This window comes from Methanocalculus pumilus (genome assembly GCF_055382585.1).
On sequence record NZ_AP042393.1, the window covers coordinates 383,449 to 407,737 of the forward strand.

A 24,289-nucleotide genomic window follows, 5' to 3' on the forward strand; every position below is an offset into this window, starting at 1 on the left:
CGGACTTTGTATTCTATGGTACTGAAGATACTTGCTAAATGGTTGTTGAAAACCTTTATGTTTTTGCTGTAATCAAAGGAATGGTCTCACCTACTCCTGCTTCCCCTCCCTCACCTCCTCCTCACTGTAAACAGTACAACTGCCAGAAGAGCAGCTATGGTTGCATAGATGAGCGGGCTCTTTTCAGGCTCAGGTGCAGGTGTCGGGATCTCCGGCTCGTCTATGGCTGGTATTGGTGCCGGGGGTACTACAGCCGGTTCTTCTGCCGGCGGCTTCCCCTCGAGCACAGTGATGGTTGTGGTGGCCGCCTGATCTGTCTTCAGCGACGTAACCTTGATCGTGTACTCATCAGGGAGGAACGCAGCCGGGTCGACCTCAAAGAAGAACCTCTGTGAGAAGGCGTCGCCCGGAACCACCTTTGCTATCCCGGAGGCTCCTGAGAAGGGCTCCGGTTTTGTCTTGCTGGTGTGTCCAAATGCTGATGATACGACCTCGACGAGGAGATCATTTCCAACAGCCAGGTTCGTTCTTCCCGTGATCATAAACCTCTCTGCGGTATATATGGTATCAATCGGGTCGATTTCGATCCGGGGATCTTCAATGAGAAACGTCCATCTCATGTAGGTATCGTCGATATTCTGGTTGTCCAGAAGGCGAATGAGGGCTTCTGCTGCATTGGATCCCTGGAGGCGGCCGGCCCCTTCTGATATGAAGACATCCGCACCCAATGTTGCCACACTCCCTCTCATCCGCACATAGGTTGTACCGGCAGTCGTGGTTGTATCCTCGATCACATCGAACCGGTTATTTGCCATCGGGTGCTGGACGACGACGAAATACTGCCCCGATGCCATCTGATTTGTCCGCGTGCCGGTGAGCTCGTATGAGAAGCTTCCATCAGTTTCGACCTGCTGCGTATCCCGGAGGTAGTAGTTGTGCCCGAATATCCAGACTGCAACACCCGCACTGGGGCTTCCGTACGCATGCCCTTCGATGAAGACGCTATCGCCTTTTGCTGTTGTATGGAGTGATCCCGACACTGAGGCGGCGGCTATTGCAGGTATTCCCAGGATCGCAATCAGCAGGATCAGGGCGAGAACCGATCGTTCTTTCCAGCTTTTCTGTTTCATGGTAATCTCCTCTATCGTTCTCTTTTATTTTCATTCTCATTCTGGTCTTGTATCAACGATTCCAATGACGGCAGATTCCAAATAGTTTCTTCTGCCCACCATCTGCCAGTGCGTCTGGTTAAATGGCCGAGGGAATTGAACATATGGTATCATCAGTATTATCAGGCGGCAGTAAAAACTGAGATCTGCGGAGGCGTATACATATCAACCCGAAAGTGCTTCAGAGAAAGATCGAACGGGCAGAGATTGCCCTGAATACCGGAAAATATCAAGAGGCTCTTCGTACCTATGATGAAATCCTGAAGAAGAGGCCGGATCATGCCGGATTCTGGATGAAGCGTGCGGCCGCCCTCGTCTGCCTCGAACGTGATCAGGAGGCGATCGAGTCGTTTGATCGCTCAATTGCGATACACCCGCTTGATGCCGCTGCCTGGATCAACCGTGGTCTGCTCCTGCATGAGATGGGCAGGGATGAGGAGGCGGCTGCCTCACTTGCGAAGGCAGAGGAGATCGATCCGGATAATCCTGCCCTTCGTAATGCACGGGAACGGCTGAAGAAACCAGTTATCTCTTCAGTTTCTGCACCAAAAACCGATCAGGATCCACGGAATTCAAAGAGAGAATTCCTTCTCTGGTGTGATTCCCTGAAACAAGCAAGGCGGTTCGATGAGGCACTCAGGGCGGCAGAGGAGGGTCGGAAGAGATGGCCAGGCGATCTGAATTTCCAGAATGCCATGGGTGCGGCGCTGGTGGAGCTGGGGCGGCCAGAAGAAGCCCTCCCTCTTTTTGAGCAAACTCTCTCACTCGATCCAGATAGCGGGTATGCCTGGCATTTTCATGGACGGGCTCTGATGGACTCTCACAAGTATGTCGAAGCGCTTGAATCCTTTGAAAATGCCCTCAAATATAATCCTGAAAATGCAAATACGTGGTTCTATCGAAGTATTGCCCTTCACACTCTTGGGCAGATACAGGAGGCAGAAACCTCAATGAAAGAGGCGGCAAGGCTTGATCCGGTAAATGTCGGGTTGACTGCCTTACGGTATCTGGCTCTCCTCTCAGATCTGCTCAGAAGAACATGATCTTCCTCTTCACCTGACGATGGCTCCCCCGGCCCTCTGCCAGGCGGAGATCCCTCCTCCAAGATTATAGACCTTGGTGAAACCAAGATCTCCCATTATTTTGAGAGCAGATTCTCCCCGTACGCCTGCTGCACAGTAGATGAGATACGATCCATCCCGATCGAGCCTCCCCGCCTCATCAGCAAATGATGAGGAGATATCGATATTCACTGCGCCGGGGATATGCCCGGCAGCATACTCATCAGCTCTTCTGACATCGATGATTGTAAGTGTGGGATCTGATCCAATCAGGAGGATCGCCTCACTTGCAGTAATCGTCTGCAGTGTTGGAACCGGATCATTCTCTACGGATTCCCCCGGAGCAGTACATCCGGATACTGCAAGTAGCATGAGAAGAATGACTCCTGCCGAAAAAACCGCTTTTCGCATAGCTCTCTATTGTCTCACCCGAATATCTGTTTTTGCTGCCGGGGTGTTGGTACTTGGAATCCAATCAAGCCTGTTCTGCATCTCTTACATTCCTCAATGAGCCGAAGAATGTCCGTGCTGAATGCGGATCATCTGTTACTATCCCGTCAACTCCGATTTTGGAGGCTTCTTCGAACTCCTTTTCAGAATTGAGGGTCCATAGAAAGGTTCTGAGATTAGCGTTCCCTGCTGCCCCGACCAGCTCCTCTGTCACATCAATAAACCGCAGAAGGATATATGATGCCGGGATCGATGCCGCCACCCGGACCAAATCAGCACCGGGAGACCGGAAGATGTACCCGATTTCGGCATCAGGGAGCAGGGGAGCGATCCGGCGGAGGCAGTCTGCATCAAATGAGGCGACCAGCACCTTCGAAAGCCCCGCTTCCCGAATCATCGCAGCAACCTGATCTTCGTATCCCCCCTCCTTCAGCTCGATCACAAGCCCGCATTCACCAAGATCAAGGGCGAGCACCTCTGCGAGTGTCGGGATCGGCTCGTCCTCCCCGGCATCCAGTGCCTTCAGCTCAGCGAGGGTATAATCCCGGACAAAACCGGATCCGTCTGTTGTCCGGTCAAGGGTTGGATCGTGGATTACAACCAAAATACCATCCCGGCTGATCCGTACATCCACCTCGACATAGTCTGCCCACCTGCTCCCCTCCCTGAGGGCAGCGATGGTATTCTCAGGACGGGTGGCACGGGCACCCCGATGGCCGATGATGAACATCTGTCTCACCCCATCCTCACAATCGCTCCCCTGTTCCTCGCGGAGACCTCCTCAACAGTGCCGCCAATCCCTTCAAGTGCACGCCGGGCGGCCTCCGCAACCTGTGTATCGCCCCTGTCGATGATCGCATAGACTGTCGGTCCAAATGAGGAGAGGCCCGCCCCGTATGCCCCTGCCTCACAGAGCAGGGCGGGGAGGTTCCGGAGGTTCTCCGGCTGGAGTGATGCTTCCACCCGTTTGAAACCGATCTCCTGCATCCGGTTCACCGCCGCCCCAAACCGCCTGATATCCCCCTCGACAACAGAGGGGAGCATCTGCATCATCACGAGATGGCAGATCTCCTGCACTTCGGCAAGCGGCACCGGGCAGTATTCAGAGAAGATATCCACCTCGGCATCCTCCGAGGCGCCGGGCTCTGTCTCCGGCGTGACAAGCAGGATTCCCCAGTCTTCGGGGAATGGATGCCGGAATATGACCGGCGCCGGTTTCACCCCGCGTGAGGCAGATGAAGGCTTAAAAACAGTCTTCTCCTGATCCGGTCCGAACCTGTGGCCCCCGTCGATGATGATTCCCCCGTCATCAAAAGCGGCCGTTCCAATGCCGGATGTCCCTCCACGGCCGGTTATCCGGGCAAGATCCAGTGCTGTTGCCTCTCTTCCGAAGAGCTCTGCCACCGCCTTTCCTGCTGCAAGTGCAATCTGTGTTCCGCTCCCAAGCCCCGAGTGGCGGGGGAGGAGGGTATGGAGGATGATTGTGGCACCGCCGGTGAGCCCGAAGTGTTCGATCACAGCAGCTGCTGCCTCTGCCGCACGCCGCCTGCTCTCCTCATCCCCTCCATGCACCGAAATCCGGCCGGCAGCACGCGCCTCGATGAGGAGATGCGGCCGGTCAAGGGTGATCCCGACTCCCCCGTCAACGCGGCCGATGCTCCCGTTTAAGTCAATCAAGCCGATATGAAGGCGGGATGGGGTATCCACGATGACCCGCTTTGTATCTGAGAATGTACCTGACGAAAAGATCTCGGTGATCACCATGAGGGGCTCGTCTTTGTGGATGATCCGATACCGCCGGGCAAAGAGCGGCTCACCCGGAAGAATGCCGAAGACTGCGGCGAGATGCTCGTCTGCCGGATATGAATCGATCGTCAGGATCTCGCGGCGGGATTCTATTTTATGTTTTTTGAGGATGATTCCGATCGGAATATCGGCCTTCATCATATCAGCTCTCATCTCAGGAGCAAGCCGGTTGATCGGGGTGTATGAGATGGCATAGATGAGCGGCCGCCCTTCCTCACCAATACCGAGATCGACTATCCGGTGGTTCACCGGGTCATCCGGAGAGATATCAAGCAGTTCTGCAACCTCATGATCTGCGGGGAGGACCTCCTGAAGCCGGGTCTTCACCCCCACATTCGACTCGGTTGCAAGCGAGAGGAGATGGGTGACTGACCCGTCCGTTCCAAGGAGTACTTTCTGGAAGGGAGACAAATCCCCGGTATAAACCTCGATCTCACCGATACGAAGAGCGATCTCGGTTGCGCCAAGCGGGTGGATCTCATGACCGGTATTCATTATGATGAGGTACTGATCCTGAGGTTCTTACCTCTATTGATCCAAAAATCCCAAACCATAACCACGATCAGATGCACACTACTCTGTATGCAGTATTCGGAAGGCACAGTTGGCCGGGTCTTCTTCCTCCGTTTTGATGATGGCGAGGATCTGATCGAATCGGTCCGTTCATTTGTACAGGAGCAGCAGATCAGCCACGGCGTTATCTCCTTTCTTGGAGCGCTCAATTCTGCAGGGCTGGTAACCGGCCCTGAGGAGGCGGTGATCCCCCCGGTGCCGCATAGGGAGCAGATTGAAGGTGGCTGGGAGTGCCTCGGCACCGCCACCATCTATCCGGGTGAGGAAGGCCCCTCCCTCCATCTCCACGCAGCTGCCGGACGGGGCCGTGATGCAGTCTGCGGGTGTCTCAGAACCGACTGCCGTGTCTATCTTGTGGTTGAGGCGGTCATCTGGGAGGCTCTTGGAATTGAGGGAAAGCGCCTCCATGACCCCCGGATCGGGGCGGCGCTTCCGGTGCTGGCAAACCGCCTGTAGTTTGTAATCAGGATCTTCGGTTTTCCTATAAAAACCGAATACTTTTCTGTATTCTCCTCTCTTTTCGAATCTTCTTCGACTCGGGGTTATCCCTACCAAACAACAGAACAAACTGGTAATGAGTTCACCAGATCACTCACCAGTTACCCTTGACACGGTCATATCCGGAGATAAGGCACGGATTGTGAGTGTCAAAGCGAAGGGGCATCTCAGAAAGCGGCTGTTAGAGATGGGCATCATTCCGGGTGCCATCATCGAGTCGATCCGGGTTGCCCCTCTCGGCGATCCGGTTGAGTTCCGGGTCAAAGGCTACAACCTCTCCATCCGGAAAGGGGATGCCGCATGTATCGAAGTTGTGATGGAGGCGGAGTGAGAATGGCATCCTGCCCCCTCTCTCTTCTCTCTCCCGGAACTGCCGGGAAGATTACGGGCGTCCATGCAGGCGAGGTGCAACGCCTTCGCCTCTATGCACTCGGTCTTGTCCCTGGGGCGAATGTAACGGTTGTTACCCGTGACCGTGGATCGATCATCGTCTCTGTCTGCGGCTGCCGGTATGCCCTCTCCCGCGGGATGGCGATGAAAGTCCTGATTGCACCGGAGGTGGCAGCCCGATGAAGAAGACGATCTCGGTTGCCTTAACCGGAAACCCGAATGTCGGGAAGACGACCGTCTTCAATACCTTAACCGGCTCACGCCAGCATGTCGGGAACTGGCCCGGTGTAACCGTCGAGAAGAAGACAGGGAGATGCGAGCATGCAGGCACTTCAATTGAAGTGACCGATCTCCCTGGCACCTACAGCCTCACCGCATACTCGGCAGATGAGGTGATCGCCCGGAATTTCATCACTCAGGATCGCCCGGATGTCGTTGTCCAGGTATTGGATGCTTCAAACCTTGAACGGAACCTCTACCTGACGATGCAGCTTGCCGAACTCGGCCGCCCGGTCATCATCGCCCTGAATATGGTTGATGTGGCGGAGGGGCGGGGCGATACCATCGATGAGAAACGCCTCTCGGAACTCCTTGCAATGTCGGTTGTCCGGACGGTTGGAACAAGCGGAAGGGGGCTTGACGAGCTCCTTGATTCAATCATCAAAATTGCCGCACAAGGCGGGAAGCATACCCATACCATAGGGTATGGAGATGATGCTGAAGCCCATATCTCGGATATCGTCAGGATTCTTGACGATGATCCGGCTCTTGCAGGCGGATATCCGCTCCGCTGGCTTGCTGTCCGGGCAATCGAAGGAGATGCGGATGTTCTGCGGTTAATCAACGGAAGCAGTGTTGCAGATGCGGTAAATGAGAAAATAGAGCAGATTGATCTTGATGAATATGAAGCACTTCTCGCTGATAAGCGGTACGAGGCAATAGGTGCGATCCTCCCGCAGGCATGCACAATCTCTGTCAGGAAGATGACCGGATCGGATATGATCGATCGTGTCGTCACCAACAAGTACCTCGGCATTCCGATCTTCCTCGCCCTGATGTGGGGGGCATTCCAGCTCACTTTCGCAGTAGCCGAGCCCTTTATGGAGGGAATAGAATATGTCTTCGGCTGGCTCGGTGAAGTGGTTGCAGGTTCAATTGGAAATGAATGGCTTGCCTCCCTCCTTGGAGACGGGGTGATCGGCGGGGTCGGCGGTGTGCTCGTCTTTGTTCCCAATATCTTCATCCTCTTCCTGATCCTTTCGATCCTTGAAGGGAGCGGGTATCTTGCCCGAGCCGCCTTCATCATGGATCGGCTGATGTATGCGATAGGGTTGCCCGGCAAGTCATTCATCCCGATGCTGATGGGTTTTGGATGTAATGTCCCTGCGATCATGTCGACCCGCACGATCGAGGATGAACGTGACCGGCTCATCACCATCCTGGTAAACCCGTTCATCTCCTGTGGTGCCCGTCTTCCTGTGTATATCCTCTTTGCAGGGGTCTTCTTCGGAAGGGATGCAGGAAATGTGATCTTCGGCCTCTATGCTCTTGGTATCCTTGTAGCGATCCTCTCGGCAAAACTCTTCAGGAGCACAGTCCTTCCGGGTGAGTCGTCACCATTCATCATGGAGATGCCCCCGTACCGGATTCCGACTGTGAAGAACGCGATGCTGAATATGTGGGAGAAGGGATCGACCTACCTGAAGAAGGCTGGTGGAATCATTCTTATCGGTTCATTAATTGTCTGGTTCCTCGCTTCATACCCCGCCGGTGTCGGGTATGGAAGCGAGGAGAGTTTCGCCGGGATGATCGGGCATGTACTTGAACCGCTCGTTGCACCGCTTGGCCTTGACTGGAAGATCGCCGTTGCACTCCTCTTCGGCTTCATTGCCAAGGAAATAGTCGTCAGTTCGCTCGGTGTCCTCTATGGGGCAGACGAGGGATCAGCCGCCCTCTCGGATGCACTGCTTGCAGATCCCGCCCTCTCGATGGCAGGAGCCCTTGCGGTGATGGTCTTTGTCCTCCTGTATATGCCCTGTCTGGCAACACTCGCAGTTATTAAAAAAGAGACCGGATCCTGGCGCTGGGCCGGGTTCTCGGTTGTATATGGACTGTTGGTGGCATGGATACTGGCGTTTGTCACCTTCCATCTCGCCGGATACTTCCTCGGAGGTGCATAACGATGTCGGAATACAGGAAACAGTTGTTTGCAGGGTTCCTTGGACTCCTGTATCTTATTGCGGGTGTGGCTGCATTCATAGCCCTGATATCTCCGGAGATAGAAATCTTTGAGCCTCTTGGGATCTCAGGCGATCCGGCGACGGGCTTTGTTTCAGTTGTGATCGGACTCACCCTTATCTTCGGATACCGTGAGCTCTCAAAAGGCATCCATGAGGGTGTTGCATACCTGCATGTCGGGATCGCCCTTGCTCTCGTCTTTGGGTTGATCTGGCTCCTCTCGACTGGTGCTGGGTTTGTCACTATCGCCCTCTTTGAAGGCGAGGAGATCACCTTTGAAATGATTCGGGAAGCGGTTGTACCGCAGCTCTACCTTGCAGTCATTGCCCTTTTTGGGTTCATTGCATGGGGCAGGGAGTTCTCTGCCGGACTCCTGAGGGATTAAATGTTTAAGGATATTCTTTTGAAACTTGCAGAAGGAGGGGTTGCAGTCCCCCTGCTTGCTGCCGATCTTGGCATCTCTCTTGATCAGCTCCGTGAACGGCTCAGGATGATGGAGCATATGGGCTATATCGCCGGGGATATCGCATGCACCCCCGGAGAACCATCCCCTCTCTGTGCCTGTTGCAGCGGGTGCAAATGCAGTTCTCAGGAACTGCCCATGCGTTTTCTCCTGACTGAAAAGGGGCGGCGCCTGATCCGCTCCTAAACCGGGAGCAACAGGTTCCAGGAATAGAGCCAGAGCAGGAAGAAGACTGCCACAGCTCCGATGAACACCCCATCAATCTCCCTCTTCTGCCTGTTTCGGATGATATGGAGGATCAGACATGCCGTCAGCAATGCCGTGACAGCCGGTATGCAGCGTATCGCACCAAATCCGGGCGGGAGACCAAAGAGTATGCCGACTATCCTGATAGTGCCAAAGAAGAGGAGCATGAAGAGGATCGCCGTTCCTGAAACAAGGGCGATCAGGATGTATCCCTGCTTCTGAAGTGGATTAGTCGTTTCAAATGCCCTTTTTCCCCCGATAACGGCCCCGGAGAGGAAGACTCCTGCAAAGAAGAGGAGGAGAAGGTAGTTGAGCTCCGGATCATCAGGCCAGCCTGCCCGCTTCCAGCCAATCGAAGGGATGCTGTCCATGAACATCCAGTTTTCACCTTCTGTTTCTGCGAAGACAAGCTTTTCATAGGTATTCACCCCGATAAAATAGCCCGGCTCCACCTCCTGGTAGACAGAATCTCCGATCCTTATCCTGTCACCATCCGAATGAACCTGTATCGACAGCTGCCCCCGTCCGATGATGAGCAGTATCCTTTCAAATCCGGCAACAGGAGCACGTGAAGAGATGTATGTTCCTGCATTGGCCCTTGTTGATTCCTCCCGGTATGGAAAGGGCTCTTCTTCCTCTGCACGGAGATATGTATCGAGGAAGGTATGCAGAAGCAGAAAGCGTTCTTCTGATCCTCCTGCTCCTGTATAGCAGATAAAGATCCCGAGGTTCTCGTCAGGGACGAGGGCAAGAAGGGTGGACGTTCCGGGAACATCCCCGGCATGCCAGAGAACCCGTCTCTCTCCATGGGAGCGCTCAAAATAGCCTCCCCGGGTGATCCCTGAAAGCCGTTTGTCATGGGAGAAGACTCGGGGATGGGCATCTTCTCCTGCTTCCAGTGCATGGATCATATAGAGCCCCATATCATGCGCAGTCGTATGCATGCCGCCTGCCGGGGGATACCGTGAGTAGGTTGGGATGCCTTCGGTGAGGATGGTACCGGGGGATCTGGCTTCGAGATGATCCGGGAGGGGTTCACGTACTGTTGTTGCCTCCATCCCGTATGGGGTGAGGATCTCCTGCTCGATATATTTCTGATAGGGGGTGCCGCTCACCTCCTCGATCACCGCTCCGGCGAGGAGAGCGCCGATATTCGAGTATGAGGCGATCCTGCCCGGCTCACGAACCCGCACCGGCTGCGTTTTTGTATAGGTTTCCAATGCGGGGAGTATCTCCAGAGGATTCTGTGTGAAGATGCCGACTGCCACTTCATCCAGACCGGATGTATGGGTCATCAGGTGGTTGAGCGTTATTAGTTCGGCATAAGTGTCGGGGATCACTGGTTCTGGCAGGTAACTATTGAGATCCGAATCGAGATCGAGCATCCCCTGTTCTGCCAGCCGGAGTGCCGCCTCCCAGGTGAAGAGTTTTGTGACTGAACCGATCGGAAGGAGCGTGTCCTCAGGATCGAGCGGGTATGTTCCCTCTTCATCTGCGAATCCGTATCCGAGGAGGGCAATGATCTCACCGTCCACAACGACTGCAATAACCGCACCAAAGATACCGGGCTCCTCCAGATCCCTGGCTATGTGGTGGTTGAAGAACTCCTCAAGGCTCTCTTCCTCAAGTGCTGCTGCGATCCCGCATACCCCGGCGAGGAGAATGAGTGAGAGGAGGAGGGTCCGGATCATTGCATCTTCCCGACCGCTTCTTCATGAAAGGCGGCGACTATCCGGATCGATCGCACCATACACGCTCCACTTGTCCTGAGCCATAAAAAAGGGTATGGGTACTCTTGAGAAGCATTATCGATAACAATCGCATATTCTGTATACATGACTGATGTACAGAGTGGACAGAAGGTTCTCCTGAAGACGACGATGGGCGATATCACCATCGAGCTCTTTGATGATATGCCGGTGACAGCCGGGAACTTTGCGAGCCTTGTGAAGAAGGGTTTTTATGATGGGATCGTCTTTCATCGGGTGATTCCCGGATTTATGATCCAGGGCGGCGATCCGAAAGGCACAGGTACCGGCGGGCCCGGATACACCATCAAAGATGAGTTCTCACCAAAGAGGAAGAATCTCCGCGGGACGATTGCCATGGCAAACGCCGGACCGAACACCGGCGGCAGTCAGTTCTTCATCAACCTGGTTGACAACACCTACCTCGACGCAAAACACCCTGTCTTTGGGCAGGTTGTGGACGGGATCGATGTTGTCAATGCCATCGGCAAGACGAAGACCGATGCCAATGACCGTCCAAAGACGGAAGTGAAGATCATCTCGGCAACGCTTGTCTGAATAATCATTCCCTCTCTTTTTTCATCAGCAGGGTGGCGATCCCTGCGATTGCTTCTGTGAGCGGACTATCCTCTCCGGCTGTGAGTTCTGTCAGTTCTTTCTGTCCGGGGAGCCTTTCATCATACGGAAGCCTGAAAACCTCTACAAAAAGGTCTGTATCGCCGAGAATCTCACGAGATCTCCGGAAATCTTCTTCATTCCGAATTTTATTGATGACAAGGAACCGGTTTTGAATGCCAAGTTCGCCTGCGAGTTCGGCGGTCCTGCATGCAGTTCTGAGTGCCTGTGCGGTCGGCTCGGATACTGCGATCAGGTGCGAGAAGCCTCTGCCAAGTCCACGGCCGAAATGCTCAAGTCCGGCCGGGGTGTCCATCAGGATCGCCTCACCATCCTTTACGCGAACCTGCCTCGCGATACTCCTGATGATGGTATTTTCAGGGCAGAGGCAGCCCCCACCGGCAGAGTCCACAGTTCCCATGACGAGGAGGCCGATCCCGTCTGCTCTTCTAATGCCACAGCGTGTGACAATATCCGAGAGATCGGGGTTGAGATTGATGATCCCTTTGGATCCGACCTTCTCCTCAAGATATGCCCTGTTCTTTGTTACCGGTACAATCTCAGCGGAAGAGAATCCGAGTGAATATGCGAGATCTTCCTGTGGATCGGAATCGATCGCAAGCACTGAGAAGCCTCTTCGTCTCAGTTCACCTGCAAGGAGGGCGGTAAAGGTGGTCTTCCCGACACCCCCTTTTCCGGTGACAATCACCCGGAGACCGGATAACGGCCCCTGAATTTTCCGTCTTCCCAGCTGAGCCGTCTGTTTCATCTCAGATGCCAAGCGCCTTCCTCTTCTCTTCGATATGCGTGATGATCAGTTCTGCTGCCTTCAATGGATCGGGCTCGACCGCAAACTTCGCATGTATGATGCCCTCCAGCCCGTTTGTGAGGAGATCGACAACCGCGGGGCTTCCGCTGATATTGGGCATCGGTCCGAGCACGGTGTAGACGCCGGATGCCACGAAGTAGGATCCGATCGCGACTGCTTTTGGCGAATACCATTCGGGTGCAGCACCTGCGACCGGGAGCTGGTGGATGCCGACACCGAGGGTATTTGCAAGAGCTGCCAGAAGGACAAGGATTCGTGAGCAGTCCACGCAGGATCCCATGTGGAGCACCGGCGGGATACCAACGGCTTTGCAGATCCCTTTCAGCCCGTCCCCTGCAAGGAAACAGGCATCGGGTGTGAGAAGGCCTGCTTTTCCTGATGCAACAGCCGCACATCCGGTCTCGACACAGAGGATATCATGCTTGATCAACTCCTTTGCCAGGGTTACATGGCCATAATCATGCTTGATCTTTGGGTTATTGCATCCGACGATCCCAACAGCGCCCCGGATCTTTCCGCTTGCAATCGCGTCAACAAGCGGCTGAAGGGTTCCCCCGAGTGCCGCTGTGATCGCCTCCACAGAGAAGCCTGCTGTTACTGCAACAGGTTTTCCGGGTATGAAGATCTTCTCCGGCTCCCTGTTTTTGAAGTTCTCAACTGCTGTTCTGACAATTGTTTCAGCCGCTCCGGTGGCATTCTCAGGTGAGAACTCGACATAATAGGATCCGGGTATCTTTGCTTTTGGGCTTGTTGAGATGATCTTGGTATGGAAGCAGCTTGCTGTTCGCGGAAGTGACGGGAAGATGCACTGGTAATCGACGATCATCGCATCGAGCGCACCTGTTGCGATCACAAGCTCCTGGTTGAAGTGGTTGCCTGCCATCGGGATACCGCGCCGCATCAACAGTTCGTTGCCGGTACAGCAGAGGCCGATGAGGTTGATGCCGTCTGCTCCGTTCTTCTTTGCCAGTGCCAGCATTGCCTCGCTCTCTGCAGCCTCAACGATCACCTCCGATAACATCGGATTATGTCCGTGGAGTGTGATATTCACCTGATCCTCTTTGAGGACGCCGAGATTCATCATCGACTCAACCGGTGTCGGGGTGCCAAAGAGGATGTCGGATACCTCTGTGCCCATCATCGATCCACCCCATCCGTCTCCAAGTGATGCCCTGAGTCCATGGAGGAGCATCGTGGGGTAGTGTGCCCCGACCCCCATATGGACGCGGTGCATCGCCTCAACAATCTCCCGGTCAATACCACGCGGTAGGATGCCAGCCTGCTCCCAGATGGCATACGTTGCATCCGGGGCTCTCCGGCAGAGTTCGATCTCGCCCTTGATCGTCCCGAACTCCTCAAGGAAAGCAAGAGCAAGATCGTGTGCCACCTCGATTGCCGCACGGTCAGTCGGGATATTATACTCTTCTGCAATGGCAAACAGCTTTTCAGTGTCTTTAATAGAATAGCCGCTGCTTTCCCCTTTCCCTACCAGCAATAGTGTCTCTACAATCTCCCTCCCGTGATCGGAATGGGATGCAGCCCCGGTTGCACACATGTCGAGCAGGTTCCGGGCAACAATCAGATCGGCATCTGCCCCGCAGACGCCCCGGACGCGGTTCCGCTCAGGGATGATCCGGCATGGCCCCATCGTGCACCGGCTACAGGAGAGGCCGGTTGCACACCATTTACAGTGTGGCTCCTGCATCTCGCTCCTGTCCCAGACGGTCTCGATACCTTCTTTCAGGCAGTGCTCAATCGTCTTCTTGGCCAGCTCATCGATCGTCCGCTCCTCCACCTTCTCGTGAATCACTTTTGGGTTCATGAGCGACATCTTCGCCCTATCAAGTTCGCAGGTTTCAATCCTTTCACCTACAAGCTGCGGCTTTGGCTTTTTTGTTCCATCAGACATATTCATCCACTCCAAAATGATGAGATGCACCTTCTTCATCTCATAGCGATGAAAGAGCGCATGGGCTCTTATAGATAACGGTATGAGGCGAGGGCGACGTGTGAAAGATCTGTACCTTGTATGTATGATACAGAAAGAGGAGATCCTAAAACAGATGAATTGTATAAAAAGGTGATTCAGGCCAGGGCCGGGACTCGAACCCGGGTCAAAGGATCCACAGTCCTATAGGATGTCCAGCTACCCTACCCTAGCATAAATGCTCATTATAATTGATGGTAAACATTATTTAACCTAACGGATTGCCCCCTGCTGGTCTCTCATACCGGATTTATAAAGAAGGGTTCTCAAAAGAATATTAATACTCCGAATGCGTTATAGACTATCACTTTTCCGGGTTATCCGGTATATAACGGCTTTTCGGAGGGAGATGGAGAAATGGCAAAGAAGAATATCAGAACGCCGATCGTCTGTGTACTCGGCCATGTCGACCACGGCAAGACATCGCTTCTGGATAAGATCCGGGGCTCCCAGGTTGTGGATTCGGAAGCCGGAGCCATCACCCAGCATATCGGGGCAACGCTGATACCGATTGAATCAATACGCGAGATGAGCGGGGTTTCGGCTGCAACCGAGATCAATATCCCCGGTCTCCTCTTCATTGATACTCCCGGCCACCGCGCCTTCACCACCCTTCGGGCGCGGGGCGGGGCACTTGCGGAGATTGCCATCCTTGTTATTGATATCAACGAGGGGTTCAAGCAGCAGACCCAGGAAGCACTCCAGATCCTGAAAAACTGCAAGACTCCGTTTGTCATTGCGGCAACGAAGGTGGACCGGATACCGGGATGGCGTGTCCACGAGAATGAACCCTTCCAGAAGACATTTGCCAAACAGAATGAACGGGTGCAGGGCATTCTCGAAACCCGCCTGTATGAGCTTGTCGGGACGCTCTCGGATCTTGGGTTCAATTCGGAACGCTACGATCGTGTCAGGGATTTTGCACGCAATATTGCCATTGTTCCGTCTTCGGGGATCACAGGCGAGGGTGTGCCGGATCTCCTGATGGTGATGATCGGTCTTGCCCAGCGGTACCTCACCGAGTCACTCAGGATCACAGCTGATGGTCCCGGACAGGGAACTGTGCTTGAAGTGAAGGAAGAGCGGGGTCTTGGGATGACCCTTGACCTGATCCTCTATGATGGTACCCTCTCAGTCGGTGATGAGATTGCTGTTGCCGGATCAAACGGGTGTATCGTCACAAAGATCCGCTCACTCCTCAAGCCAAGGCCGATGAAGGAGATCTTAATCGAGGATCGGTTCGAACGGGTGAAGTCCGTGACCGCGGCAGCCGGAATCAAGCTCTCTGCCCCAAATCTTGATGATGTGATCTCGGGATCGCCCCTCAGGGTAGTGAAAGGGAACCGCCAGGAGGTGATCGATGCAATCGATGCAGAGATGCAGGATGCAAACATCTCCCTATCGGGCATTGGGATCAGTATCAAAGCCGATACGATCGGGGCGCTTGAAGCACTCTCAAAGGAACTGGAGGCAAAGGAGATCGGGATCATGCGTGCCGATGTGGGTCCTGTCAGCAGGCATGATATCATCGAGCTTGAGACGATGCGCGATCCTCTCCATAAGGTGATCCTCTGCTTCAATACCGATATCCTTCCTGATGTCTCCGAGATGCTGAAGGATAGCCGGTATTCAGATATCGTCGTCTTCTCCGGGGATATCATCTACCGGGTTATTGATGACTATATTGAATGGCGCGATGAGCAGATCAGGCGCCAGAAGGCCCGGCAGTTTGAGGCCGTGGTCATGCCTGCAAAGTTCCAGCTCCTCCCCAACTGTGTCTTCAGGCAGAGCGGGCCTGCTGTTGTCGGGGTACGGATTCTCGCCGGACTTCTCAGGCCGAAGGTTGACCTTATGGCACCTGACGGCCGCACTGTCGGGTCGATAAAGATGATGCAGGATAAAGGTGAAACCGTCACCGAGGCGACAGAAGGAATGGAGATTGCCGTCTCTATAGATGGCCCGACGGTTGGCAGGCAGATCAATGTCGGGGATACACTCTATGTCCAGATCCCTGAACGGCATGTGAAGGTGCTTGAGACCGAGATGCTCTCTCATATTAATATCAGTTCCCAGGAAGCCCTCTCTGAGTATGTAATGATCAGGAGGAAGGAGAATCCGTTCTGGGGTAAGTAGTATAAACCCGGACACTCAAACAATATGGGTACTTCGGTTTCGAAATAGAACGAGGAGTTGTTTCAATACATGGTTGATTTAAAAATTGTTGTATCAGATCCACAGACCGGCCGCTCCTACAATACTGTAGCTGGTGGAGGTGCTGCTGGTGCCTTTATCGGAAAGGCAATTTCGTCCCAGATAGACGGTAGCACAATCGGTCTTGCCGGGTATCGCGTTGAGATCACCGGAGGCAGTGACAAAACCGGAATTCCCGCACGCAAGGGGCTTCCAGGATCCTCCCGCCGCCATCTCCTCATTGGAGGCGGTGTTGGTTTTAATCCAACTAAGAAGGGTCAGCGGAGACGAAAGACCGTCCGCGGATCAGAGATCACACAGGACTTTGTCCAGGTCAATGTGAAGGTCGTCGAATACGGAACTACTCCTCTTGCTGACATCTTTAAACCAAAAGAAGAGAAGGCTGAAGAGTAAGCCTCCTCTCTATTCTGTTTTTTCCGGTGATTTTTCGATGAGCTGATCGGTGAGTTCGGCTCTGTACTTCCCAAAAGGTACGTTGTATCTCCGGGCAAGGATCACGACTGCGGCTTCCGGCATCAGGTTGCCATGGAACGAATCTGAAATGATCCTGTTCATCTCGGCGTAGATAGATTTCGTATCGGCTCCTGCCTTCTGTGCAATCTCAGCAACGAGCCGTTCAACCGGATCATGTTTTTCAAGCACCTCTGCTGAGGGCTTGAACCCAAGCGGGATCTCCACTTCGGCGGGATCGAATGCCGGAACCCATGCACCCTCCACGAGGGTGATCAGGCCCTCGTCGCGTGCCCGTTCAAGAAGGAGCGCAGCCTGATCCTTATTCATCCATTTGCGGTCAATTGAGATGTAATAGATGAACTCAATCTTTTGAAGCCGCTCTTTTCTCAGATGCCTGAAGGCTGCTGCCACGACTGTTTTGAGGCTCAACTGAGTGCACCTTTCAGCAGGTTCTTCAGATCCAGTGAGTCGATCTCGCCTGATCTCCCCTCATGGACGATGAAGCATTCAATCCTGCCTCCTTTGTCATCAATTCTGAGGAGGAACGTATAGTCTGCCGCGGGATACCGCCCGTCACCTTTTAAGAGGGTGTCTCTGACCCTGAATGTGAAGTCTGCACGCTCACTGATTCCTCTCAGAAACTCGTTGTCTGTTCTGACAGGTTCAAACCCTGTCTTCTCTGAGGCGATCTCAACTTTGATCTCACGTTTGAAGAGGCCAAGATCCGTCCTGAAATTTGTCTGTTTTCCGTCCATACTACATATTGACGAGACTGCACGGGAGAACGGAACATCGTGATCGAAGGCGAGATCACAACGGTTTGGAAACTGGTAGGAGATACGACGCATAATACTCGTATATGGGATGATACATAGCTTAAACTCTCTGCCTCGATATCCGATGCGCCTTCACCGGATACCTGATCTGTTCACTCTGGGGAAGTTACTCTGTCTGGCTGTCGCTCTCTTGAAAAAATGAAAAAAGGGTTTTATTGGTTTATTCGATCAAAACGGCGTTGACGGTGCCGTCCTGGCTTGGGCGGGAGATGATCTGGGCGCGCCCGATCTCTGTCTTTATGATCGCGCCTTTCGTGAGAAGATTTCTCCGGACATAGTTCGGGTTTGCGGTATTTGACTCAACCTTCTCAATGGCGACCTTCTTTGTAATTCCTGTCTTTCTGTCTGAGACAGAAGCGAATTCTGCACGGAGTGCCCGTACCTTGCTGTTGCCGCCACGGGTGCGGATGATGCGGATGCGGGTGGTTCCGACGACGGTGTCTGCCGGAGATCTTCCGATCTCAAAACGCTTCTTACCTTGTGCGGAATGGTAACGTCCGCCAGATGGTTTTCGAACTGATCTTCCTTGCCAGAGCATTGATTCTCCTCGTATCTGATAGTATCTCGCGTATGGGTTTTCCCAAGTGGAGTTCTCTATATATCACTTTACGAGATATTTAAGTTTGGGTTCTTCTGTGACCGGCTATTCAGCAAGGATGGCATCGAGGAGTGCCTCCGTACCATCGCCGGTCTTCAGGTTTGTCCGGAATATTGGCATTTCCGGGTTGTATTTTCGGATGTCCGCTTCCATCCTATCAAGGTTGGATCCCACAAGCGGCGCAAGATCGACTTTGTTGATGACTGCTATGTCGCCACCCCGAAACATCATCGGATGCTTGTTGACGACATCATCGCCTTCTGTTGAGCTGATGACGATGATCCTCTTCTCTGCACCGAGCTGGAAGTCTGTCGGGCAGACCATGTTCCCCACATTCTCGATGAAGAGGATGTCGATATCGTCAAGGGGGAGATGTTGAAGGCCATGTTCGACAAGATGCGCGTCAAGATGGCATTCTTTTCCGGTATTTGCATTATATGCCGGGATGCCGGTCTTCACAATCCGCTGAAAATCGTCATCGCCATAGACATCGCCTGCAATGGCTCCCGGCGAGAGTCCACGCGCACGCAGAAGCGGCACCAGCTTCTCAATGAGCGCGGTCTTTCCGGAGCCAATGGCTCCGAGGAGATCAAAGGCCCTGATGCCGTGGTCTTTGAGGTGGCGTGCATTTGCCCCGGCAAGACGGGTATTCCCATCAAAAATATCTTTCTCCATATGGATGTCGATATGATGCATAGAGGTACTTGGCGTGATCTGTTTATAGGTTCATCGCGAATCTAGTAGGTATGGGAACGCGCCGGATCCTGTACCCCTGTTACTTCAACCACTCCCTGACACGTGCCGAAGGGAGAAGAGTTGATCGTGAGCATGCACTGAAGTCTCCAAAAATCCAGGATATTGAGCGTGCAGCCCGGAGAACTGGTGCCACCAATGTTGTGATTGAGCCAAATTCCCACCCTGCACACTGGTTCAGGAGAGAAGGCCGTGTTGTCCTTGAGTGGAAAGGGAGCAAGGAATCGCTGATCAAAAAGGTTGCACAAAAAATGGTGGAGAAATCATGATCGGCATGTACGATTTCCATTGCCACAGCACCCTCTCTGACGGCGATATGCTTCCCATCGAGATGGTCCGGAGGATGGCGGTTCTTGGCTATTCAACTGTTGCCATCTCGGATCACGTCGATGCGACCAACCTTCTGGAGGTGATCGGTGCTGTCAACCGCCTGAAGAAGTCTGCGTCGCTCTTTGATGTCAATCTCCTCTGTGGTGTTGAGATCACCCATGTGCCTCCGGAAGAGATCACGGGAATTGCGCGTGAGGCAAAGGAGATGGGGGCAGATGTCGTTCTTGTGCATGGTGAGACGGTCGTCGAGCCGGTGGCTCCGGGAACAAATCACGCAGCGGTCTCCTGCCCGGATGTTGATATTCTTGCACATCCCGGCCTGATCTCTCGTGAAGATGCACAGATTGCAGCAGATCACGGGGTATATCTTGAGATCACGTCAAGGAACGGGCATAACAGGACAAATGGCCATGTCGTTATGGTTGGACGCGAGCTCGGCTGCGAACTGATCGTACAGTCTGATGCCCATGAGCCGCGTGATCTCCTCAATAAGGAAAGCAGGTGGCTTGTCGCCCGTGGTGCGGGTCTTACCGAAGAGGAGGCTCTCCGGGTGCTCAGCCCCGAGAGAAGTATATTCCACCGCTTCTGACTTTTATAGGTTGTCGATACTTTTATATATGGCAAACAACCAATATATAATTATATAAAGTTTCCGAATTGTATTCGGATCTTCCATTTGAGGCTGAAACTTGAAATTTGCAGGTCGGATACACCGTAATTGTAGTGATCGTCTTCTGGTTGCCACGTGTGATGCGGGCCAGCTGCCTCCGCTCTTCTGTGATGTGGTGGACAGCCGTATGAAACCGGTAGGGCGGATCGTTGATTTATTTGGAAATATTGCTGCTCCCTATGCGACGATCGTATGCAGGAACGATTGCCGTGTCTTGGAAGGGGAGAAGCTCTTTGTGAAGGAGAAGGTGAACAAATGCAGGAGATAGAGAAGTTAAAACAGCTAAAATCCGAGAGAGAAGCACAGAAATTACGCCAGAAAGAGGTGGTTGTCGAGAAGCAGAAGCACGAGGAGCATATCCAGACTGTCTGCCCCGAGTGTGGAGGCAGGCAGCTCATCCACGATTATGAGCGGGCCGAACTCGTCTGCCAGGGATGCGGGCTTGTGCTTGATGACGACTTCATTGACCGCGGTCCCGAATGGCGTGCATTTGACCACGACCAGCGGATGAAGCGTTCCCGTGTCGGTGCACCGATGACCTTTACCATCCACGACAAGGGTCTCTCGACGATGATCGACTGGAGGAACCGTGACAGCTATGGCCGTGCCATCTCCTCGAAGAACCGTGCACAGCTGTACCGTCTCAGGAAGTGGCAGCGGCGTATCCGTGTCTCGAATGCAACCGAGCGGAACCTCGCATTCGCCCTCTCCGAACTTGACAGGATGGCATCTGCCCTCGGTCTTCCACGAAACGTCCGTGAAACCGCAGCGGTCGTCTACCGTGATGCTGTTGACAAGAACCTGATCCGTGGCCGTTCAATAGAAGGTGTTGCAGCAGCAGCCCTCTATGCAGCCTGCCGCCAGTGCAGTGTGCCGCGTACCCTTGACGAGATTGCCGAGGTATCCCGTGTATCGAGGAAAGAGATCGGCAGGACATACCGGTTCATCTCCCGTGAACTCGGCCTCAAGCTCCTCCCCACCTCCCCGATCGACTATGTGCCGAGATTCTGCTCGGGCCTGACCCTGAAGGGTGAGGTGCAGAGCCGTGCCGTTGAGATCCTCAGGCAGGCAGGAGAGCGTGAACTGACGAGCGGACGGGGGCCGACCGGTGTTGCGGCTGCCGCCATCTATATCAGCTCGATCCTCTCGGGCGAGCGGCGGACCCAGCGTGAGGTTGCCGAGGTTGCGGGCGTCACCGAGGTCACGATTCGGAACAGATATAAGGAACTGGCAGAGAAGTTAGATATAGAGATAATTCTCTAATCTTTTTGCCAGGGGCTCGTAGATCAGGGGTAGATCGCTATGTTCGCAACGTAGAGGCCGCGGGTTCAAATCCCGCCGGGTCCATTCGTTTTCTCTCTTTATTTTTTAAAAATGGGTTTTCAATCGCTCTTTTTCTTCCAGTTACCTGTTTCTTCGTCTTTCTCATATTTGTTCTTTACAGCAGCCCAGGCAACCCGATGCGCAGTTTCTTCACGGGATGCATCATTCCGCCTTTTCTCAGGGTCGCGATATTCGTCCCATGCGTTGTTAAAAGCCGCCATATATATCTCCTGAGCATGATTGGGGAGATTATCTTTTACAGAATCTGGTAACTCATCAATGTTTTTGTATGGCATTATCGATCAACTCCTCCGTCATCCCCGTTAGGAAAGAATGGGTTGATAAATATTTCGGTGAAAAGAGCGCTTGAATGCTATTATTTCTGTAAAAAAAAGGGTTTTCAGGGAGCTACTTCTGCCCTGCCATCCAGGAATGCCTTCTCATTGATCGGGATCGTCTTCTTCGGAACACACCGCCTGACCCCTTCAAGGAGCGATTCAAGGCCGAGGGGGATGTTGTGGGATGCTGCACCGAGGAGTGCGATATTTGCAGCCAGTGGGCTTCCTGCCGCGGTTGCAATCGCGGTTGCGTCAACAATTGATACCTTCCATCCCTTCAGCATGCCGATGATGTCGTCCTCTGTGGGTGGTGCCTGCCCTGAGGTGAAGGTGGATGTCGGGAGGACGAGCTGGTTGTTCACGATCATCTCTCCACCCTCTTTCAGGAAATGCCGGTACCTGACCGCTTCCAGAAGATCAAAGGCGATCAGAAGATCTGCTGTTCCCGGTACGATGAGCGGGCCGAACCCGCAGTCGATCCGGATCTGGCTCTCGACCGAGCCGCCTCTCTGGGCCATGCCATGCGTCTCTGCTCCCCGAACGCTCCGTCCCTCGACAAGGCATGCCTCCCCGAGTACGTTTGAGGCGAGGATCGTTCCCTGGCCGCCGATGCCGACGATCATGATATCAAAACCCGTCTTCATCTCTTCACCTCCCGCCGGATCGCACCCGCAGGACAGATGTCGGCACAGACCGCACATCCGCTGCAGAGGTCGTTTATGGATGCCTTCTCATCATGGAACTCGATTGCCGGGCATCCGTATTTGACGCAGAGCTGGCAGCCGGTGCAGGTCTCGGTCTCCACCATGAAGCGGCGGCGTTTCATCCCTTCGCGTTTGGCAACGATGATGCAGGGCTGGCGGGCGATGATCACCCGGACGCCCTTCTCCTCTTTTGCCTTCTTCATCGTATCGAGCAGGAGCGTGAGATCATAGGGATCGACCGTTTCGACAAATGATACGCCGCAGGAGCGGCAGAGTGCTTCAAGTGAGAGCGGGGGGCTGTCCACGCCGCATGCAGTCTTTCCGGTATTCGGGTTTGGCTGGTGTCCGGTCATCGCGGTGATCCGGTTGTCCAGGATGACCACGACCATATCCGCACCATTATAGACTGCGTTGATGAGCCCGTTTACGCCTGTATGGAGGAAGGTCGAGTCACCGATGGTGCAGACCACATCGCGCTCCTCTCCACAGAGATTGATCCCGCTTGCAACGGTGATGGATGCGCCCATGCAGATGGTGGTATCGACTGCGCCGAGCTGGAGGCCGAGCGTATAGCACCCGATATCGCTTGGAAAGATCCCGTCTTTGAAGACCTTCTTCATCGAATAGAAGGTGGATCGGTGCATACAGCCTGCACAGAGGATCGGGGGCCTTACCGGGAGGTTCTCTGCCGGGGTGACAGCAGGATAGAGCTCGCCGCTGATAAATCCGGCCTTCTTCAGCGCACCTGCGATGACTGCCGGGGAGAATTCGCCCTCATAGGGGAGATAGCCGTTCTTCTTGCCATAGATCGCCTGGCCGCAGGCAACTTCGAGGACAGCTCCTTCAATAACAGGCATCATCTCCTCAATCACCAGGATCTCGGTATGAGCGGAGACGAATGCCTTCAGCCACTCCTCATCAATCGGATATGCCCCGATTGTGGCGATTGAGACATCATCCGGGACGACTTCACGGGCATAGGCGGCACTGATCCCGCCGGCGATCACTGCTTTTTTGCCCCGGATGATCTGTGTATTGAAGCCCTCTTCGATGAGCCGCTTCTTTATGCCGGGCTGTTTCTCATTCAAAAGCCTGTGCAGGATCCGGGTGTGTGCGGGGATAACGACATACTGCCTTGGATTTTTGGTGAATGTTCCGACACGGTGTTCGGTTGCCAGCTCACCGAGTGCGATATCGCCCTTGCTGTGGCAGATCCGGGTGGTGGGGCGGACCATCACGGGAAGGCCGAACTCTTCGGAGAGGCCAAATGCCCGCTTCATCCCGTCATGCGCCTCCTGTATGCCCGAGGGGTCGATACAGGGAATCTTTGCAAATCCTGCATAGATCCGCGAATCCTGTTCGTTCTGTGAGCTGTGGGCAAAGGGATCGTCTGCTGCCAGCAGCACAAAGCCGCCGGTGACGCCTGTGTAGCTGCTCGTCATCAGGGGATCAGCTGCAACATTGACGCCGACATGCTTCATCGTCACAAGGGCGCGGCACCCGCACCAGGCAGCTCCAAGGGCATTCTCGAATGCGACCTTCTCATTTACCGACCATTCCAGGTGGGGGATCTCATCTGCTACCGTTCTCAGGCTTTCAATGACTTCAGATGATGGTGTTCCCGGATAACCGCTGACAAAATCAACGCCCGCTTCCCTGCATGCGTGTGCGATTGCAAGGTTTCCGAGGAGATATTTTCGTTCCATGTCTTCCTCCGGCTCGCTTAATGGTACATGTGTCGTCCTCTCACCATAAATAACAAAACGTTCGGAAATGTACCGGAACCTCAATCCCGGGGGGTGTGATCTTCCGAAGCCCGGCAGAAGGAAATTGACAATCTATAAATGCAGTAACTGAGAATGTATTAAGGTAACATCTGGGCCCGTAGCATAGCCCGGTGGTGCGCTCGGCTGATAACCGAGAGGTCATGCGTTCGAATCGCATCGGGCCCACTTTTCTTTTTCTTGTTCGATCGAATTGCTATTGCTTATATTCTCTGA

At 53.9% G+C, this 24,289-nt stretch carries 28 protein-coding genes and 3 tRNA genes; 16 read left to right on the plus strand and 15 right to left on the minus strand.

All coding sequences use genetic code 11. The annotated features are described in order from the left end of the window. Nucleotides 1-110: 110 nt before the first annotated feature. On the minus strand, nt 111-1,130 hold the full coding sequence (locus tag ACZ44I_RS01960; RefSeq protein WP_464549202.1) for a hypothetical protein: 1,020 nt from the start codon (nt 1,128-1,130) through the stop codon (nt 111-113). A 215-nt stretch (nt 1,131-1,345) separates the two neighbouring features. On the opposite strand from ACZ44I_RS01960, the gene ACZ44I_RS01965 reads away from it, so the two are divergent. After that, nucleotides 1,346-2,212 (plus strand): tetratricopeptide repeat protein, encoded by an 867-nt coding sequence (locus ACZ44I_RS01965; protein ID WP_464549200.1) that lies wholly within the window; start codon nt 1,346-1,348, stop codon nt 2,210-2,212. Nucleotides 2,213-2,221: 9 nt separating this feature from the next. Here ACZ44I_RS01965 and ACZ44I_RS01970 read toward each other — a convergent pair whose 3' ends face one another. From ACZ44I_RS01970 to ACZ44I_RS01980, 3 genes are all read right to left on the minus strand, one after another. Next, nucleotides 2,222-2,641 carry a rhodanese-like domain-containing protein gene (locus ACZ44I_RS01970; protein WP_464549198.1) on the minus strand — a complete coding sequence of 140 codons (420 nt, stop codon included), beginning with the start codon at nt 2,639-2,641 and terminating at the stop codon, nt 2,222-2,224. 64 nt (nt 2,642-2,705) lie between these two features. Further along, the gene (locus ACZ44I_RS01975; protein WP_464551665.1) at nt 2,706-3,410 is read right to left on the minus strand and encodes a glycerophosphodiester phosphodiesterase; all 705 of its coding nucleotides are present in this window, start codon (nt 3,408-3,410) and stop codon (nt 2,706-2,708) included. A 5-nt stretch (nt 3,411-3,415) separates the two neighbouring features. Beyond that, complete coding sequence (locus ACZ44I_RS01980; RefSeq protein ID WP_464549196.1) at nt 3,416-4,981, minus strand: beta-ribofuranosylaminobenzene 5'-phosphate synthase; 1,566 nt, start codon at nt 4,979-4,981, stop codon at nt 3,416-3,418. A gap of 87 nt (nt 4,982-5,068) precedes the next feature. Here ACZ44I_RS01980 and ACZ44I_RS01985 point away from each other — a divergent pair, with 87 nt between their 5' ends. From ACZ44I_RS01985 to ACZ44I_RS02010, 6 genes are all read left to right on the plus strand, one after another. Next, nucleotides 5,069-5,515: a PPC domain-containing DNA-binding protein gene (locus ACZ44I_RS01985; RefSeq protein WP_464549194.1), complete on the plus strand. Its 447-nt coding sequence runs from the start codon at nt 5,069-5,071 to the stop codon at nt 5,513-5,515. A gap of 118 nt (nt 5,516-5,633) precedes the next feature. Further along, nucleotides 5,634-5,888 (plus strand): FeoA family protein, encoded by a 255-nt coding sequence (locus tag ACZ44I_RS01990; protein WP_464549192.1) that lies wholly within the window; start codon nt 5,634-5,636, stop codon nt 5,886-5,888. Between the two features lie 2 nt (nt 5,889-5,890). Beyond that, a complete protein-coding gene (locus tag ACZ44I_RS01995) occupies nt 5,891-6,130 on the plus strand; it encodes a FeoA family protein (RefSeq protein ID WP_464549190.1) in 240 nt (79 codons plus the stop codon). Then, a complete protein-coding gene (gene feoB / locus ACZ44I_RS02000; protein WP_464549188.1) occupies nt 6,127-8,127 on the plus strand; it encodes a ferrous iron transport protein B in 2,001 nt (666 codons plus the stop codon). The genes ACZ44I_RS01995 and feoB overlap by 4 nt, the downstream gene beginning before the upstream one ends. A 2-nt stretch (nt 8,128-8,129) precedes the next feature. Continuing rightward, on the plus strand, nt 8,130-8,570 hold the full coding sequence (locus ACZ44I_RS02005; protein WP_464549186.1) for a hypothetical protein: 441 nt from the start codon (nt 8,130-8,132) through the stop codon (nt 8,568-8,570). Further along, nucleotides 8,571-8,834 (plus strand): hypothetical protein, encoded by a 264-nt coding sequence (locus ACZ44I_RS02010; protein ID WP_464549184.1) that lies wholly within the window; start codon nt 8,571-8,573, stop codon nt 8,832-8,834. On the opposite strand, the gene ACZ44I_RS02015 is transcribed toward ACZ44I_RS02010, so the two are convergent. Next, the gene (locus ACZ44I_RS02015) at nt 8,831-10,585 is read right to left on the minus strand and encodes a serine hydrolase domain-containing protein (protein ID WP_464549182.1); all 1,755 of its coding nucleotides are present in this window, start codon (nt 10,583-10,585) and stop codon (nt 8,831-8,833) included. The two genes, ACZ44I_RS02010 and ACZ44I_RS02015, sit on opposite strands and share 4 nt — an antisense overlap. A 144-nt stretch (nt 10,586-10,729) precedes the next feature. Between ACZ44I_RS02015 and ACZ44I_RS02020 the strand changes: the two genes are divergently transcribed. Further along, nucleotides 10,730-11,200 carry a peptidylprolyl isomerase gene (locus ACZ44I_RS02020; protein WP_464549180.1) on the plus strand — a complete coding sequence of 157 codons (471 nt, stop codon included), beginning with the start codon at nt 10,730-10,732 and terminating at the stop codon, nt 11,198-11,200. Between the two features lie 4 nt (nt 11,201-11,204). On the opposite strand, the gene ACZ44I_RS02025 is transcribed toward ACZ44I_RS02020, so the two are convergent. The 3 genes from ACZ44I_RS02025 to ACZ44I_RS02035 all read right to left on the minus strand — a co-directional run bounded on the left by ACZ44I_RS02025 (nt 11,205) and on the right by ACZ44I_RS02035 (nt 14,247). Continuing rightward, on the minus strand, nt 11,205-12,026 hold the full coding sequence (locus ACZ44I_RS02025; RefSeq protein WP_464549178.1) for an ATP-binding protein: 822 nt from the start codon (nt 12,024-12,026) through the stop codon (nt 11,205-11,207). 1 nt (nt 12,027) lies between these two features. Then, nucleotides 12,028-13,995 (minus strand): anaerobic carbon-monoxide dehydrogenase catalytic subunit, encoded by a 1,968-nt coding sequence (gene cooS, locus ACZ44I_RS02030; protein WP_464549176.1) that lies wholly within the window; start codon nt 13,993-13,995, stop codon nt 12,028-12,030. Between the two features lie 179 nt (nt 13,996-14,174). Then, nucleotides 14,175-14,247 (minus strand) — tRNA-His (locus tag ACZ44I_RS02035). A gap of 183 nt (nt 14,248-14,430) precedes the next feature. Here ACZ44I_RS02035 and infB point away from each other — a divergent pair. Further along, on the plus strand, nt 14,431-16,206 hold the full coding sequence (gene infB, locus ACZ44I_RS02040; protein WP_464549174.1) for a translation initiation factor IF-2: 1,776 nt from the start codon (nt 14,431-14,433) through the stop codon (nt 16,204-16,206). Nucleotides 16,207-16,275: 69 nt separating this feature from the next. Further along, entirely contained in the window at nt 16,276-16,677 is a 402-nt protein-coding gene (locus ACZ44I_RS02045) for a 30S ribosomal protein S6e (RefSeq protein ID WP_464549172.1), read from the plus strand. 9 nt (nt 16,678-16,686) lie between these two features. Here the strand turns inward: ACZ44I_RS02045 and ACZ44I_RS02050 are convergent, their stop codons facing one another. The 4 genes from ACZ44I_RS02050 to hypB all read right to left on the minus strand — a co-directional run bounded on the left by ACZ44I_RS02050 (nt 16,687) and on the right by hypB (nt 18,867). Beyond that, nucleotides 16,687-17,166, minus strand: coding sequence for a DUF2240 family protein (locus tag ACZ44I_RS02050; protein WP_464549170.1), 480 nt, complete (start codon nt 17,164-17,166; stop codon nt 16,687-16,689). Then, nucleotides 17,163-17,585 carry a hypothetical protein gene (locus ACZ44I_RS02055; protein WP_464549168.1) on the minus strand — a complete coding sequence of 141 codons (423 nt, stop codon included), beginning with the start codon at nt 17,583-17,585 and terminating at the stop codon, nt 17,163-17,165. The genes ACZ44I_RS02050 and ACZ44I_RS02055 overlap by 4 nt, the downstream gene beginning before the upstream one ends. Nucleotides 17,586-17,733: 148 nt before the next feature. Then, nucleotides 17,734-18,111 (minus strand): 30S ribosomal protein S8e, encoded by a 378-nt coding sequence (locus ACZ44I_RS02060; protein ID WP_300329208.1) that lies wholly within the window; start codon nt 18,109-18,111, stop codon nt 17,734-17,736. Between the two features lie 105 nt (nt 18,112-18,216). Further along, on the minus strand, nt 18,217-18,867 hold the full coding sequence (gene hypB / locus ACZ44I_RS02065) for a hydrogenase nickel incorporation protein HypB (protein ID WP_300329205.1): 651 nt from the start codon (nt 18,865-18,867) through the stop codon (nt 18,217-18,219). Between the two features lie 50 nt (nt 18,868-18,917). On the opposite strand from hypB, the gene ACZ44I_RS02070 reads away from it, so the two are divergent. The 5 genes from ACZ44I_RS02070 (at nt 18,918) to ACZ44I_RS02090 (ending at nt 21,271) form a co-directional block, all read left to right on the plus strand. Then, nucleotides 18,918-19,193, plus strand: a complete 276-nt coding sequence (locus ACZ44I_RS02070; RefSeq protein ID WP_300329202.1) for a signal recognition particle subunit SRP19/SEC65 family protein — start codon at nt 18,918-18,920, stop codon at nt 19,191-19,193. Beyond that, nucleotides 19,190-19,843, plus strand: coding sequence for a histidinol phosphate phosphatase domain-containing protein (locus ACZ44I_RS02075; protein WP_460374087.1), 654 nt, complete (start codon nt 19,190-19,192; stop codon nt 19,841-19,843). Before ACZ44I_RS02070 ends, ACZ44I_RS02075 begins: the two co-directional genes overlap by 4 nt. 100 nt (nt 19,844-19,943) lie before the next feature. Continuing rightward, nucleotides 19,944-20,192, plus strand: coding sequence for an H/ACA ribonucleoprotein complex subunit GAR1 (locus tag ACZ44I_RS02080; protein ID WP_464549166.1), 249 nt, complete (start codon nt 19,944-19,946; stop codon nt 20,190-20,192). Further along, nucleotides 20,180-21,187 (plus strand): transcription initiation factor IIB, encoded by a 1,008-nt coding sequence (locus ACZ44I_RS02085; RefSeq protein WP_292733884.1) that lies wholly within the window; start codon nt 20,180-20,182, stop codon nt 21,185-21,187. The genes ACZ44I_RS02080 and ACZ44I_RS02085 overlap by 13 nt, the downstream gene beginning before the upstream one ends. A 12-nt stretch (nt 21,188-21,199) precedes the next feature. Continuing rightward, a tRNA-Ala gene (locus ACZ44I_RS02090) sits at nt 21,200-21,271 on the plus strand. 35 nt (nt 21,272-21,306) lie between these two features. Here the strand turns inward: ACZ44I_RS02090 and ACZ44I_RS02095 are convergent. The 3 genes from ACZ44I_RS02095 to iorA form a co-directional block, all read right to left on the minus strand. After that, the gene (locus ACZ44I_RS02095; protein WP_460374083.1) at nt 21,307-21,543 is read right to left on the minus strand and encodes a ChaB family protein; all 237 of its coding nucleotides are present in this window, start codon (nt 21,541-21,543) and stop codon (nt 21,307-21,309) included. A gap of 104 nt (nt 21,544-21,647) precedes the next feature. Then, nucleotides 21,648-22,229, minus strand: coding sequence for an indolepyruvate oxidoreductase subunit beta (locus tag ACZ44I_RS02100; protein ID WP_464549164.1), 582 nt, complete (start codon nt 22,227-22,229; stop codon nt 21,648-21,650). After that, nucleotides 22,226-23,995, minus strand: a complete 1,770-nt coding sequence (gene iorA, locus ACZ44I_RS02105) for an indolepyruvate ferredoxin oxidoreductase subunit alpha (RefSeq protein ID WP_464549162.1) — start codon at nt 23,993-23,995, stop codon at nt 22,226-22,228. Before iorA ends, ACZ44I_RS02100 begins: the two co-directional genes overlap by 4 nt. 172 nt (nt 23,996-24,167) lie before the next feature. Here iorA and ACZ44I_RS02110 point away from each other — a divergent pair. Further along, nucleotides 24,168-24,241 (plus strand) — tRNA-Ile (locus ACZ44I_RS02110). Nucleotides 24,242-24,289 lie beyond the last annotated feature (48 nt).